The 13607-nt window shown below is 59.9% G+C and carries 12 protein-coding genes; 6 read left to right on the top strand and 6 right to left on the bottom strand.

Annotated elements, in window-relative coordinates:
- Positions 1-19 precede the first annotated feature (19 nt).
- Positions 20-1366: a class II 3-deoxy-7-phosphoheptulonate synthase gene (locus tag ACZZ0G_RS02845; protein WP_463555239.1), complete on the bottom strand. Its 1347-nt coding sequence runs from the start codon at positions 1364-1366 to the stop codon at positions 20-22.
- 152 nt (positions 1367-1518) lie between these two features.
- Between ACZZ0G_RS02845 and ACZZ0G_RS02840 the strand changes: the two genes are divergently transcribed.
- A complete protein-coding gene (locus ACZZ0G_RS02840) occupies positions 1519-2274 on the top strand; it encodes a spermidine synthase (protein ID WP_463555238.1) in 756 nt (251 codons plus the stop codon).
- 108 nt (positions 2275-2382) lie between these two features.
- Here the strand turns inward: ACZZ0G_RS02840 and ACZZ0G_RS02835 are convergent, their stop codons facing one another.
- Positions 2383-3174 carry a crotonase/enoyl-CoA hydratase family protein gene (locus ACZZ0G_RS02835; RefSeq protein ID WP_463555237.1) on the bottom strand — a complete coding sequence of 264 codons (792 nt, stop codon included), beginning with the start codon at positions 3172-3174 and terminating at the stop codon, positions 2383-2385.
- 424 nt (positions 3175-3598) lie between these two features.
- Between ACZZ0G_RS02835 and ACZZ0G_RS02830 the strand changes: the two genes are divergently transcribed.
- Positions 3599-5272: a DEAD/DEAH box helicase gene (locus ACZZ0G_RS02830; RefSeq protein ID WP_123453007.1), complete on the top strand. Its 1674-nt coding sequence runs from the start codon at positions 3599-3601 to the stop codon at positions 5270-5272.
- A 105-nt stretch (positions 5273-5377) separates the two neighbouring features.
- On the opposite strand, the gene ACZZ0G_RS02825 is transcribed toward ACZZ0G_RS02830, so the two are convergent.
- Entirely contained in the window at positions 5378-6145 is a 768-nt protein-coding gene (locus tag ACZZ0G_RS02825; protein WP_463555236.1) for a DODA-type extradiol aromatic ring-opening family dioxygenase, read from the bottom strand.
- A 103-nt stretch (positions 6146-6248) separates the two neighbouring features.
- Between ACZZ0G_RS02825 and ACZZ0G_RS02820 the strand changes: the two genes are divergently transcribed.
- Positions 6249-6896 carry a thiopurine S-methyltransferase gene (locus tag ACZZ0G_RS02820; protein WP_463555235.1) on the top strand — a complete coding sequence of 216 codons (648 nt, stop codon included), beginning with the start codon at positions 6249-6251 and terminating at the stop codon, positions 6894-6896.
- Between the two features lie 201 nt (positions 6897-7097).
- Here the strand turns inward: ACZZ0G_RS02820 and htpX are convergent, their stop codons facing one another.
- Positions 7098-7985 carry a protease HtpX gene (htpX, locus tag ACZZ0G_RS02815; protein WP_007908619.1) on the bottom strand — a complete coding sequence of 296 codons (888 nt, stop codon included), beginning with the start codon at positions 7983-7985 and terminating at the stop codon, positions 7098-7100.
- A 303-nt stretch (positions 7986-8288) separates the two neighbouring features.
- Positions 8289-9500 (bottom strand): pyridoxal phosphate-dependent aminotransferase, encoded by a 1212-nt coding sequence (locus ACZZ0G_RS02810; RefSeq protein ID WP_007908620.1) that lies wholly within the window; start codon positions 9498-9500, stop codon positions 8289-8291.
- Between the two features lie 224 nt (positions 9501-9724).
- Here ACZZ0G_RS02810 and msrB point away from each other — a divergent pair, with 224 nt between their 5' ends.
- From msrB to ACZZ0G_RS02795, 3 genes are all read left to right on the top strand, one after another.
- Positions 9725-10120: a peptide-methionine (R)-S-oxide reductase MsrB gene (gene msrB / locus ACZZ0G_RS02805; RefSeq protein WP_463555234.1), complete on the top strand. Its 396-nt coding sequence runs from the start codon at positions 9725-9727 to the stop codon at positions 10118-10120.
- A gap of 110 nt (positions 10121-10230) precedes the next feature.
- Positions 10231-10716, top strand: a complete 486-nt coding sequence (locus ACZZ0G_RS02800) for a glutathione peroxidase (protein ID WP_034155230.1) — start codon at positions 10231-10233, stop codon at positions 10714-10716.
- Positions 10713-11174: a MarR family winged helix-turn-helix transcriptional regulator gene (locus ACZZ0G_RS02795; RefSeq protein WP_463555233.1), complete on the top strand. Its 462-nt coding sequence runs from the start codon at positions 10713-10715 to the stop codon at positions 11172-11174. Before ACZZ0G_RS02800 ends, ACZZ0G_RS02795 begins: the two co-directional genes overlap by 4 nt.
- Here ACZZ0G_RS02795 and ACZZ0G_RS02790 read toward each other — a convergent pair.
- Positions 11158-13479 (bottom strand): hybrid sensor histidine kinase/response regulator, encoded by a 2322-nt coding sequence (locus ACZZ0G_RS02790; RefSeq protein ID WP_463555232.1) that lies wholly within the window; start codon positions 13477-13479, stop codon positions 11158-11160. The two genes, ACZZ0G_RS02795 and ACZZ0G_RS02790, sit on opposite strands and share 17 nt — an antisense overlap.
- Between the last annotated feature and the right edge of the window lie 128 nt (positions 13480-13607).

Genomic DNA, 13607 nt, shown 5'->3' with positions numbered 1-13607 from the left:
GCGAAAGAGGCGACGCGGTCTAGCGGCGAACCTGCTTCAAGGTTTCGGCAATCAAAAACGCCAGTTCCAGCGACTGATCAGCATTCATCCGCGGATCACAATGCGTGTGATAGCGATCCGACAAGCCATCTTCTGTAATCGGCCGCGCGCCACCAATGCACTCGGTGACATTCTGCCCGGTCATCTCGATGTGAATGCCGCCGGCATAGCTGCCTTCGGCTTCGTGAACCTGGAAGAACTGTTTAACCTCACCGAGGATCTGCGCAAAGTCGCGAGTCTTGTAGCCGCTGCTGGCCTTGATGGTGTTGCCGTGCATCGGATCGGAGCTCCACAGCACTTGCTTGCCCTCACGCTGCACCGCGCGAATCAGCGCCGGCAGGTGATCACCGACCTTGTTCGCGCCCATCCGCGCAATCAGGTTGAGACGCCCCGGATCGTTGTCCGGGTTGAGCACGTCGATCAGGCGGATCAGATCGTCGGGGTCCATGCTTGGGCCGACTTTCACGCCGATCGGATTATTCACGCCACGGAGGAATTCGACGTGAGCGCCGTCGAGCTGACGGGTGCGGTCGCCGATCCACAGCATGTGCGCCGAGCAATCGTAGTAATCGTTGGTCAGGCTGTCGCGACGCACGAAGGCTTCTTCGTAGTTCAGCAGCAACGCTTCGTGGGCGGTGAAGAAACTGGTTTCGCGCAGTTGCGGCGAACTGTCCATGCCACAGGCGCGCATGAACGCCAGAGTCTCATCGATGCGGTCGGCGAGGTGGCTGTACTTCTCGGCCAGCGCCGAATTGGCGATGAAATCGAGGTTCCACTTGTGTACTTGGTGCAGGTCGGCAAAACCGCCCTGAGCGAACGCGCGCAGCAGGTTCAGCGTCGCGGTGGACTGGTGGTAGGACTGCAGCAGACGCTCCGGATCCGGCACGCGGCTCTTTTCGTCGAAGCCGATGCCGTTGACGATGTCGCCACGGTAGGCCGGCAGGGTTACACCATCGATGGTCTCGTCGTTGGCCGAACGCGGTTTGGCGAACTGACCGGCCATGCGCCCGACCTTGACTACCGGGCAACCGGCGGCAAAGGTCATGACGATCGCCATTTGCAGCAACACTTTAAAGGTGTCGCGAATCTTCGCCGCAGAGAACTCGGCAAAGCTTTCCGCGCAATCGCCGCCCTGCAGCAGGAATGCCCGGCCCTGGGTGACTTCGGCAAACTGCCGACGCAGTTCGCGCGCTTCACCGGCAAACACCAGCGGCGGATAGCTGGACAGCGTCTGCTCGACCTGGCGCAGATGCGCAGCGTCAGGATATTGGGGTTGTTGCTGGATCGGCAGGGCGCGCCAGCTGTCAGGGCTCCACGGTTGGCTCATCACGGTCTCTAATTGGTTCTACGCACGGAAGGCCATGTTAGCAGCAATTAGTGCGTGACCTGCTCCCGCCCCATCACCGACAATCGCCGCTTTGCCACGGCGCCACAGCGGTGCCATCGCGTCACCGCGCCCGGTGACCATCAGGAGACGAAATGACTGAGGAGCGCGTCGAGCATCTGCTCGCCGAAGTACAGGATGAGTTCGGCGTGATTCGCGTGCTGGAAGTGGCCGACTACCGGTTTCTCGAATTTGGCGATGCCATTGAGCAGAGCTGCGTGTTCACCGCTGATCCGAGCTGGCTGGAATACGACTACACCCGGGCGATGCTGATCGGCGCGTTGTGCCATGAGCAGCCGGAGAGTGCGCTGTTTCTCGGGCTCGGCGCCGGTACGTTGACTCAGGCCTGCCTCAAGTTCCTGCCGCTGGAAGATGTCGAAGCCATCGAACTGCGCCCGGACGTGCCGCGTTTGGCTATCGAATACCTCGGGCTGGATGATGATCCTCGCCTGTACATCCGTGTCGGCGATGCGCTGGAGTTGTTGCCGACCGCAGAGCCTGCGGATCTGATCTTCGTCGACCTCTACACTGACGTCGGGCCGGGTGTCGGGCATCTGGCCTGGGGTTTTCTCGGTGATTGCCAGAAGCGTCTGAATCCGGGTGGCTGGCTGGTGATCAATCAGTGGGCTACCGATGATGGCCAGCCGCTGGGCGCGGCGCTATTACGCGGACTCTATCACCGGCATTATTGGGAGCTGCCGGTGAAGGAGGGCAATGTGATTCTGCTTGTGCCAGCGGATCTTGATCAGGCGCTGGACATGCAGGCGCTGACCGCAAGGGCTGAAGCGCTGGCGCCGCGGCTGGGGTATTCGTTGCAGTCGTTGATCAATGCGATTCGCCCGGCTACATGAGTTGTCAGTGAGGGCCCCTTCGCGAGCAAGCTCGCTCCCACATTGGAATGCATTTTCCCTGTGGGAGCGAGCCTGCTCGCGAAGAGGGTCTGATAACCAGCGAATATTTCAGATCCCTTTGAAAATGCCAGGTCGCCGCTCCACCAGCGACCTCACCCCCTCCTTGGCATCCTCACTGGCCAGCAACTTCTTCACCAGCGCCGGCAACCCTTGTGCCGCCGCCGTCTCACCTTCATACCGCGCCTGCCGCGCCGACAGCAACGTCGCCTGCACCCCCAACGGTGCCTGGCGGGCAATCCGTTCGGCCAGTTCAATCGCCCGTGGCAGCAAATCCTCACTGGCCATCACTTCCTGCACCAAGCCCAAGTGCAACGCATCGTGGGCATCAAACTCGTCGCCGGTCAGCAACCAGCGCATGGCATTGCCCCAGCCAGCGATCTGCTGAAAACGTAAAGTCGCGCCACCAAAAGGAAAAATCCCACGCTGCACTTCCATTTGCGCGAAGCGGGTATTGCTCGCACACAGGTTGATATCCGCCGCCAGCATCAGTTCTATGCCAATGGTCAGGCAGTAACCCTGCGCGGCGACAATCACCGGTTTGCTCACCCTTGGCCCGACGAAAACACCCCAGGGGTCGCATCCACCGGTCGGAACCTGCCAGCCTTCGGCGAGTGCGCCGCTGGCATTCACCAGATCCAGACCGGCGGTAAAGTGCTCGCCATGGCCGAACACCACCGCGACCCGTGCCTCGCTGTCGGCCTCGAACTCGCCATAGGCCAGGCTAAGTTCATTGAGCAGGTCGAGGTCGAAAGCATTGCGCTTGGCTGCTCGATCAAGGCCGATCAGGTGGACGTGGCCACGGCGTTCACGGCTGACGCGGCCGGGGCAGGGCTGATTCATGGCTGGATCCTCGGGCGGGAAGGGCGGTGGCAGCGACGGTATGCCGCACATCGGTGAATCGTTTAAGCGTCATCGCCCGCAGGGCCGGGCCTTTGAAAAATAGACCTTGACGCGATTATCCGCAAAACCCCGTTACACAGCGGTGACACACGCATTCAGACGATAAAAAAAGCTCCCTTTTCGGGCAAAATCCGGTATAGTGCGCGCCGGCCTTTAACCGGGCCGCGTTTAGGTAGCGCAATTCCCCGAAGTCAGCTTCGGCTGCACGTCCGCATTGCGGGCTCTTCCCGGACGATTCTTTTTTTTCATTCATTCGTTTTCGCAAATCCCCGCCGACAAAGCTGCCAGGGCGACTCTTGAGTCTCAACACGGCATGCGCAGCTTTGGAGCATGGGTCTTTGCGGATGCACTTAGAGGCAGACCCATGACCCAGGAAACCGGCGGATTCGCCGCTTTTAATCTTAACCCGAATATTCTTGCAGCCGTCGCAGCGACCGGCTACGAAGAGCCTTCGGCGATTCAGCAGCAATCGATCCCGATCATCATGGCCGGCCAGGACATGATTGGCCAGGCGCAAACCGGTACCGGTAAAACCGCCGCGTTCGCACTGCCTATCCTGCACCGCATCGATCCTGCCAAGCGCGAACCGCAAGCCCTGATCCTGGCGCCAACTCGTGAGTTGGCGCTGCAAGTAGCAACCGCTTTCGAAACCTACGCCAAGCAAATGCCGGGCGTTACCGTTGTGGCCGTTTACGGCGGCGCGCCGATGGGCCCGCAACTGAAAGCAATCCGTAATGGCGCACAGATCGTTGTCGCCACTCCGGGCCGTCTGTGCGACCACCTGCGTCGTGACGAAAAAGTGCTGTCGACCGTGAACCACCTGGTTCTCGACGAAGCTGACGAAATGTTGAAACTGGGCTTCATGGATGACCTGGAAGTCATCTTCAAGGCTCTGCCACCTACCCGTCAGACCGTATTGTTCTCGGCTACCCTGCCGCAGTCGATCCGCGCCATTGCCGAACGCCATCTGCGCGATCCGCAACACGTGAAGATCCAGACCAAGACCCAGACCGTTACCGCGATCGAACAGGCTCACCTGTTGGTTCACGCTGACCAGAAGACTTCGGCCGTTCTCAGCTTGCTGGAAGTGGAAGATTTCGACGCGCTGATCATGTTCGTGCGCACCAAGCAAGCGACCCTGGATCTGGCCAGCGCCCTCGACGCCAAAGGCTACAAAGCCGCGGCGCTGAACGGTGACATCGCCCAGAACCAGCGTGAGCGCGTCATCGACTCGCTGAAAGATGGCCGTCTGGACATCGTTGTCGCGACCGACGTTGCTGCTCGTGGTCTGGACGTTCCGCGCATCACTCACGTGTTCAACGTTGACATGCCGTACGACCCGGAATCCTACGTTCACCGTATTGGCCGTACTGGCCGTGCCGGTCGCGAAGGTCGTGCACTGCTGCTGGTGACTCCACGTGAGCGCCGCATGCTGCAAGTGATCGAGCGTGTAACCGGTCAGAAAGTCGCTGAAGTCCGCCTGCCGGATGCTCAGGCTGTTCTCGATGCGCGCATCAAGAAACTGACCAACAGCCTGTCGCCGCTGGTCGCTGATGCCGAGTCGACTCACGGTGAGCTGCTCGACCGTCTGACTGCAGACATCGGCTGCACCCCGCGTGCTCTGGCCGCTGCGCTGCTGCGCAAAGCCACCAACGGTCAAGCGCTGAACCTGGCTGCCATCGAGAAGGAACGTCCACTGGTGCCGAACAACGCACCGCGTGGCGACCGTCCTGAGCGCACCGGTGATCGTCCTGATCGTGGTGACCGCGAGCGTCGCGCGCCAATGCCTCTGGGCGAAGGCCGTGCTCGTTGCCGTACCGCGCTGGGCGCGCGTGACGGTATCGCTGCGAAGAACCTGCTGGGCGCCATCCTCAACGAAGGCGGTCTGGCCCGTGAAGCGATCGGTCGCATCCAGGTGCGTGACAGCTTCAGCCTCGTCGAGCTGCCGGAAGATGGTCTGGACAAGCTCCTGACCAAACTGAAGGACACTCGCGTTGCCGGTAAGCAGCTGAAACTGCGTCGCTATCGCGAAGATTGATCCGCCCCCGGGCTGATTGATCGAATATAAAAAATCCCCGACTGGTTCGGGGATTTTTTTTGCCTGATTTTTGCCTTTGTGGGAGCGAGCCTGCTCGCGAAGGCGTCAACCGAAACGATAAATATCCATGCCCAGCGCACCCATCGTGAATCCCTTGTGCGCCACGCTGAACTCACCGCCCGCACCCCGCGCGAAATACAGCGGCAACAAATGCTCATCACTCGGATGGCTGCGCACCGCATGCGGCCCCTGCTGGCGATAATCATGCAGCGCCGCCTCATCGTCGGCCGCCAGTTTCTCGATCACCCAGTCACGGAAATCCCGCGCCCAAGGCTCGACACTCTCCGGGCCGGCGTGCCAGTCCAGTTCACGCAGGTTGTGGGTGATGCTGCCGGAGCCGATCAGCAAAATGCCCTGATCACGCAGGCTCGCCAGCGCTCGGCCGACCCGGGTTTGCAACGCCGGGCCAGCGCGACTCGGCAGCGAAACCTGCACCACTGGAATATCCGCTTGCGGGTACATCAGCGACAACGGCACCCAAACACCGTGATCGAACGGGCGTTGCGGATCGAGACGCGCAGGCAGGTTGTTGGCATTCAACAGATTGGCCACCTCAGCGGCCAGTTGCGGATTGCCCGGCGCCGGGTACTGCACCTCAAAGAGTGCGCGGGGGAAACCGCCGAAGTCGTGCCAGGTTTCCGGTTGCGCATGACTGCTGACCAGCAACTCGTGACTTTCCCAATGCGCAGAGACGATCACGATAGCTTTGGGTTTCGGTAATTCAGCGGCAAGGCGCGCCAGGGCCGGACCACTGGCACCGGGTTCCAGAGCGAGCATGGGTGAGCCGTGGGAAATAAACAGGCTGGGAAACATGATGGGCTCCTGAGCGTTAAGATGACCTCATCTTCAGTCAGATCATTGATCTAAATCTAATATAAGTTTTAACGCTTTTTGATCGAATTATTGGGAGTGATGCATGCAACCTGAGTTTTGGCACAAGAAGTGGGATTCGGGGCAGATCGGTTTTCATTTGCCTGAGGTGAACCCGTACTTGCAGCGACACTGGGCGGTGCCGGCACCGGCGCGAGTGCTCGTGCCTTTGTGTGGGAAAAGTCTGGATCTGGCGTGGCTGGCCGGGCGCGGTCATCAAGTGCTTGGGATTGAGCTGTCGGCGAAGGCCATCGAAGATTTTTTCGGTGAGCATCAGGTGCAGCCGCAGGTCAGCCAGAAGGGCGCATTCAAAGTCTATCGCAGCGATGCCATCGAGTTGTGGTGCGGTGACTTCTTCGCGCTGACGGCGAGCGATGTAGCCGATTGCACGGCGTTGTACGACCGCGCCGCGCTGATCGCCTTGCCGCCGCCGATGCGTGAGCGCTATGCCGCGCATCTTCAGCAGATCCTGCCGTTGGGTGTGCAGGGGCTGTTGATCACGCTGGATTACGATCAGGGGCAAATGCCCGGGCCACCGTTTGCGGTGGGGGATGATGAAGTGCAGCGGTTGTTCAGTGGTGCCTGGCAGGTGCAGGTGCTCGAAGAGCAGGATGTGCTGAGTGAGAGCGGGAAGTTCTTGCAGGCTGGCGTGACGCGGCTTGAGGAGCGGGTTTACCGCGTTTCTTCCCGATAGTTTGTTGCCGCCCTTATGGGCCTCTTCGCGAGCAAGCTCGCTCCCACAGTGATTTGTGCTGTGTCACCTATTGCATTAACACCACGTAACCCTGTGGGAGCGAGCTTGCTCGCGAAAGGGCCGGCACTGTCGACGCATAATCCAGAGATATGAAAAAGGCCCGCATCACTGCGGGCCTCTTTCATGTTTACACCGGTCAGATCAACCGCGACGACGCAGTGCGTCAATACGCTCTTCCAGCGGTGGGTGGCTCATGAACATGCGGGCAAAGCCCTGCTTGATGCCACCGTTGATGCCAAAGGCGTTCAGGGTGTCCGGCATGTGCACCGGCAGGCCCTGTTCGGCACGCAGGCGTTGCAGTGCGCCGATCATCGCGCTGGTGCCGGCCAGGCGTGCGCCGGCTTCGTCGGCACGGAATTCGCGCTTGCGCGAGAACCACATGACGATTGCACTGGCGAGAATGCCCAGTACCAGTTCGGCGAAGATGGTCGCCACGTAGTAGGCGATGCCCTGGCCTTCTTCGTTCTTGAAGATCACTTTGTCGACGAAGTTGCCGATGATCCGTGCAAAGAACATCACGAAGGTGTTCACCACGCCCTGGATCAGCGCCAGCGTGACCATGTCGCCGTTGGCGACGTGGCCGATTTCGTGGGCCAGCACGGCCTTCACTTCATCAGGCGAGAAACGCTCGAGCAAGCCCTGGCTGACCGCGACCAGCGCGTCGTTCTTGTTCCAGCCGGTAGCGAAGGCGTTTGCTTCGTAGGCCGGGAAAATACCGACTTCGGGCATCTTGATCCCGGCTTCGCGGGACAGTTGCTCGACGGTTTGCAGCAGCCATTGCTCATGCCGGGTACGTGGCTGGCTGATGATCTGGGTACCGGTGCTCATCTTCGCCATCCATTTGGAGATGAACAGCGAGAACAGCGAGCCGGCGAAACCAAAGACTGCACAGAAAACCAGCAGCTGACTAAGGTCGAGATCAACCCCGTTGGCCGCCATGAACCCGTTGAAGCCGAAAAGGCTCAGGGTGATGCTGGCTATCAGCACGACCGCCAGGTTAGTGGCCAAAAACAGCAGGATGCGCATCATGGTTGTAGAAATCTCCTCAAGCTAAAGATGTAGCGTACTGCGGGGTATATAAGGTGCCGCACCGGGCTATTCAACTGAGTGACTATTTCAAACTGTGTCCTACAGCGGATTCTTCGGTGCTCGGCATATTTCCCACAACAGATAACGATAGGGATGACAGCCAGCCGCGACCCGTCGCCATTACGCCGAACGCAGGCAACCGGTACGAATCGCAAGTGTAGAAGGCGTACGCAGAGCTGGAATGCAGAAGTGTTGCTGAATCAGACAGTGCGCAACGTTTTGCCGTTGCGCACTGCTGGCCAGTTACTGGCGGTAGGACTTGAGGAAGTTGCCGATACGGCCGATGGCCATTTCCAGATCGTCGACGCGGGGCAGGGTGACCACGCGGAAGTGATCCGGCCACGGCCAGTTGAACGCCGTGCCCTGCACCACCAGCAGTTTCTCGGAGAGCAACAGGTCGAGGACGAACTTCTCGTCGTTGTGGATCGGGCAGACTTTCGGGTCGATTTTAGGGAACGCATACAGTGCGCCCATCGGCTTGACGCAGCTCACACCCGGAATGTCGTTGAGCAATTCCCAGGTGCGGTTGCGCTGCTCCAGCAGGCGCCCCTGCGGCAGCACCAGATCATTGATGCTCTGGTAGCCGCCCAGCGCGGTCTGGATCGCGTGTTGGCTCGGCACGTTGGCACAAAGGCGCATATTGGCCAGCATATCGATGCCTTCGATGTAGCTCTGCGCATTGTGCTTCGGCCCGGAAATCGCGATCCAGCCGGAACGGAAACCCGCCACGCGGTACGACTTCGACAGACCGTTGAAGGTCAGGCAGAGCAGATCCGGGGCCAGCGACGCGGTGCAGATGTGCACCGCGTCGTCGTACAGAATCTTGTCGTAGATTTCGTCGGAGAACACCACGAGGTTGTGCGCACGGGCGATTTCCAGCATGCCCAGCAAGACTTCCTTCGAATACACCGCACCGGTCGGGTTGTTCGGGTTGATGATCACCATGGCTTTGGTGTTCGGGGTGATCTTGGCCTTGATGTCGGCGAGATCCGGGAACCAGTCGGCACCCTCATCGCACAGGTAGTGCACGGCGTTACCGCCGGCGAGGCTGACGGCGGCAGTCCACAGCGGATAATCCGGGGCCGGCACCAGCACTTCGTCGCCGTTGTTGAGCAGCGCCTGCAGCGACATCACGATCAGTTCGGACACGCCGTTGCCCAGGTAGATGTCTTCGATGCCGACACCTTCGACATTCTTCTGCTGGTAGTACTGCATCACGGCTTTACGCGCGCTGAACAGGCCTTTGGAGTCGCTGTAGCCCTGTGCGGTCGGCAGATTGCGGATCACATCCTGAAGGATTTCGTCCGGCGCTTCGAAACCAAACGGCGCCGGGTTGCCGATGTTCAGCTTGAGGATGCGCTGGCCTTCCTCCTCCAGACGTTTGGCGTGCTTGAGCACCGGGCCGCGAATGTCGTAGCAGACGTTGGCGAGCTTGTTCGATTTGCTGAACTGCATGGCGATGTGATCCCGAAAATGAACGATCCAGGCGGCGAATGGACAACCGTGCTGGGATTCCTGTGTTTTCACACAGGCGGACGTCTTGAGCCGTGGCTCCCATAATCCGTTTGAATGCGCCCGGTCTGGCTGCCAGACTGGTGCGTGACGAGGCGCAATCATACGTGCCGCCCGATCCGTGGAAAAGGTACAGATCGGGCTTTTTCAGCCGCTGAGGTGTGATGATGGAAAAGTTGGAAAAAACCCTGGAAGAATGGAAAGCCATGCTCGATCCGCAGCAGTACGAGGTTTGCCGCCTCAGTGCCACCGAGCGACCGTTCTCCGGCAAATACAACGCGACCAAGACCGACGGCGTTTATCACTGTGTCTGCTGCAATGAACCGCTGTTCGATTCCACGACCAAATTCGATTCCGGCTGCGGCTGGCCGAGCTTCTATGCGCCGATTGGCGAAAGCGCGATGACCGAAATCCGTGATACCACCCACGGCATGATCCGCACGGAAGTGAAGTGCGCGCACTGTGATGCGCATCTGGGTCATGTGTTCCCCGATGGTCCGCCGCCGACCGGTCTGCGTTATTGCATCAATTCGGTGTGCCTGAACCTTGAGCCACGCGAATAAATGAATGAAGGCGACCTGTGGGTCGCCTTGTTTTTCGATAATTAAATTGCACGCAATTTAATTGCTCGCTATGTTTGGCCTTTCCCGACTTTTCTGCGGAGCCCTACGTCATGAGCGACAACCTGCTGAACATCCCCTGCACCACCATCAAGGGTGAGCAAAAGACCCTCGCCGACTTCGCCGGCAAAGCCGTGTTGGTGGTCAATACCGCCAGCAAGTGCGGTTTCACCCCGCAATACAAAGGCCTTGAGGAGCTGTGGCAGACCTACAAGGATCAGGGCCTGGTGGTTTTGGGCTTCCCGTGCAATCAGTTCGGCAAGCAGGAGCCGGGTAACGAAGGGGCGATCAGCGAGTTCTGCGAGCTGAACTTCGGCGTTAGCTTTCCGCTGTTCAAAAAGATCGAAGTCAACGGCGCCGGCGCGCATCCCTTGTTCGTGCAGTTGAAGAAACGCGCGCCGGGCGTACTGGGTTCGCAAGGCATCAAGTGGAACTTCACCAAATTCCTCATCGGCAAGGACGGTCAGTTGGTCAAGCGCTTCGCCCCGGCCACCAAGCCGCAGGACCTGAGCCGCGAGATCGAAGCCTTGCTCAAATGAACAGCCTGCCGGTCGATTCGCTGAAGCTCGACAACCAGTTGTGCTTCAAGCTCTACGCCGCCTCCCGGGCGGTGATCCGGGCCTACAAGCCGATGCTCGATCAGCTCGGCCTGACGTACCCGCAATACCTGGCGATGCTGGTGTTGTGGGAATGGCAGGACACCGCGCCGGAGCAACCGACCGTCAAGGCCTTAGGAGAACGCCTGGCACTTGATTCGGGCACGCTGACGCCGTTGCTCAAGCGTCTGGAGCAGTTGCGATGGGTGCAGCGCCAGCGTTCGACGCGTGACGAACGGGAAGTGCACCTGAGCCTGACACCGGCCGGCCAAGCCTTGCGCGAGCAGGTCGGGCCGCTCAAGGCCCGTCTGCTGTGCGACAGCGGGGTGGATCTGAACCGCCTCAATGACTTGCGTGATGGCCTTGATCACTTGTTGGGGCAGATCAGAGCGCTGTCGTAGTCGGGATCCATTGATCGAGCAATGCCGCCAGTTCCTCACGGCGGAATGGCTTGGCCAGATAGTCGCTCATGCCGGCGGCGCGACAGCGTTCGCGTTCCTCGGACATGGCGTTGGCAGTCAGGGCGACGATAGGCAGGTTCGGCCAGCGCCCGCTCTGGCGGATCTGCCGGCTGGCTTCGTAGCCGTCCATCACCGGCATGTTGCAGTCCATCAGCACCAGATCGAATTCGTGATACTCCAGTTGATCCAGCGCTTCGGCGCCATGGGCGGCGACGATGACTTCGCAGCCCAGTTTGCCAAGCATGCCTTTGGCCACCAGTTGATTGACCGGGTTGTCCTCGACCAGCAACACCCGGCCGCGTCTCAGGGTAGGGGATGTTTCAAGTTGCGCATCATTGATGGCGACGATGTCCGGTTGCAGGGTGCGCCTCAGGTTCTGATAGAGCGCGTTGCGCGCCAACGGCCGCGCCTGTTGTTGCAGAGGCGCCAGCGCTGCCGCTTCTTCGCTCGGCAGAAAACTGCCGTAGGCGGTCACCAGCAAAATCGGCGCTCCGAGCGTCGGGCGCAGGCCGAACAGGCACTCGGGACAATCGGTAATCACCACGTCCGGTGCCAGGCCGATCAGTGAGTCATCGATGGTGCGCTGCTCATACGTCAGGCCCCAGACCGGTAACAGACTCTGCAACAGTTCCGCCAGACCGCTGCTGGCCGCAGTGATAGCGAGGACTTTGCCGTGCAGGGGCGCAGGGGCCAGTGCGCGGGTATGACAGGGCAGTGGCAACTCGGCACAGAACTGACTGCCGAAACCGGTCTCGGAACTGATGGTCAGACGCCCCTGCATGGCTTCGCAGAGGTTGTACGTCAGCGCCAGTCCCAGCCCGGTGCCGCCGTACTGTCGAGTGATGCCGGCGCCCGCCTGCGTGAACGGCTGAAAGATTTTCAGCTGTGCGTCCTGGGCGATACCGATGCCGGTGTCGCAGACTTCGATGCGCACGCCATCCTTGTAAGTCGACAAGCGCACGTCTACCCGGCCGAAACGGGTAAATTTCAGTGCGTTGGACAGCAGATTGCTGACGATCTGCCGGACCCGTGTCGGATCGCCCAGCACCAGTGCCGGGAAGTGCGGATCGATCAGGCAGGTGAGTTCCACGCTCGGCGCTGCGTTCTGCGACAACAGGTTGGCGGTGTCTTCGACCAATGAGCCGAGATCGAACGGGATGTGCTCAAGCTCCAGCTGCCCGGCATCAAATTTCGACAGGTCGAGGATATCGTTGAGCAATTCGACCAGCACCTTGCCCGAATCGTGGGCGATCGACAGCTGTTGCTGCTGTTCGGCATTCAACGGGCCGTCGAGTGACAGCGCAATCATTCCCAGCAGACCGTTAAGTGGTGTGCGGATCTCATGGCTCATGTTGGCGAGGAACGCCGAGCGGGCCTCGGCCATTTCCAGGGCGGTGCTGCGGGCGACTTCGAGTTCCTGATTGGACTGACTGAGCCGTGCGTTGATTGCCTTGAGTTCAGCGGTGCGCGCCGAGACGATATTTTCCAGTTGTCCGAGGTAGTCGGTCAGGCGGTTTTCGGCGTTGCGCCGCTGCTGGATTTCAGTGGCAATGTTCTCGAATTGCTGATTGGCGACCTTGACCAGCACGCCGATTTCATCGTTGCCGTGGCCGGACGGACACTCCAGCGTGGTCGGCTCGGCGCTGCGCGGGTCGCGCCCGCTGAGTTCGCGGATCACCCGCACCAGCGGTTTGGTCAGCATCACGTAGAACAGCGCCAAGAGGATACCGGTGAGAATCAGGCTGCGCGCGAACCCATTGAGCAGGGTGACCTCGGCCCGGCGCAGAAAACGGCTGCCGAAGGCATAGGTGTCGACCTCAAGGCTCAAAACCCCCAGCGATTCGTTGGGCAGATGATCCAGATACAGACGATCCTCGAACTGGCGCTTGGCGCCAAACAGGAAGTCGCTGATCACCCGATAGCCGCTTTGCAGTTCCGGGCGTTTGACGCTGGCCAGCACCGTATTGTTGTTGTCGATCAGTTGCGCAGAAATGATCGCCGGCGAGCGTAACAGACCCAGGGTCAGTTCCTGCGCCAGTTCGGCGTCGATGTTGTAGGCAATCCGTGAGGCCGGGTTATGGCTGATTTCCAGCAAAGACAGGATTTCACGGTTGATGGAGGCGTCTTCACTGGCATAATCGATGCCGATTTGCAGCAGGCTGAGCAGCGTGCCCAGAATGAACCCGACCAGCACAGTAAGCCTGGCTTGCTTGTAAGACAGCCGGTGGGTGAATTTGATATCCATGGGGTGTTGAACCACTTCCGTTTCCCTTCGCTGCTCAAGCATAGTCGATCATGTATGGATACCGAGGTTCCCGAATCGCCTTGTAACAAGGCTTGGTAGGGTGATTTTTATCTGTACGTCGTCACAGC

The organism is Pseudomonas sp. AC169 (assembly GCF_979258515.1).
This window is presented reverse-complemented; position numbering and strand designations above follow the sequence as displayed.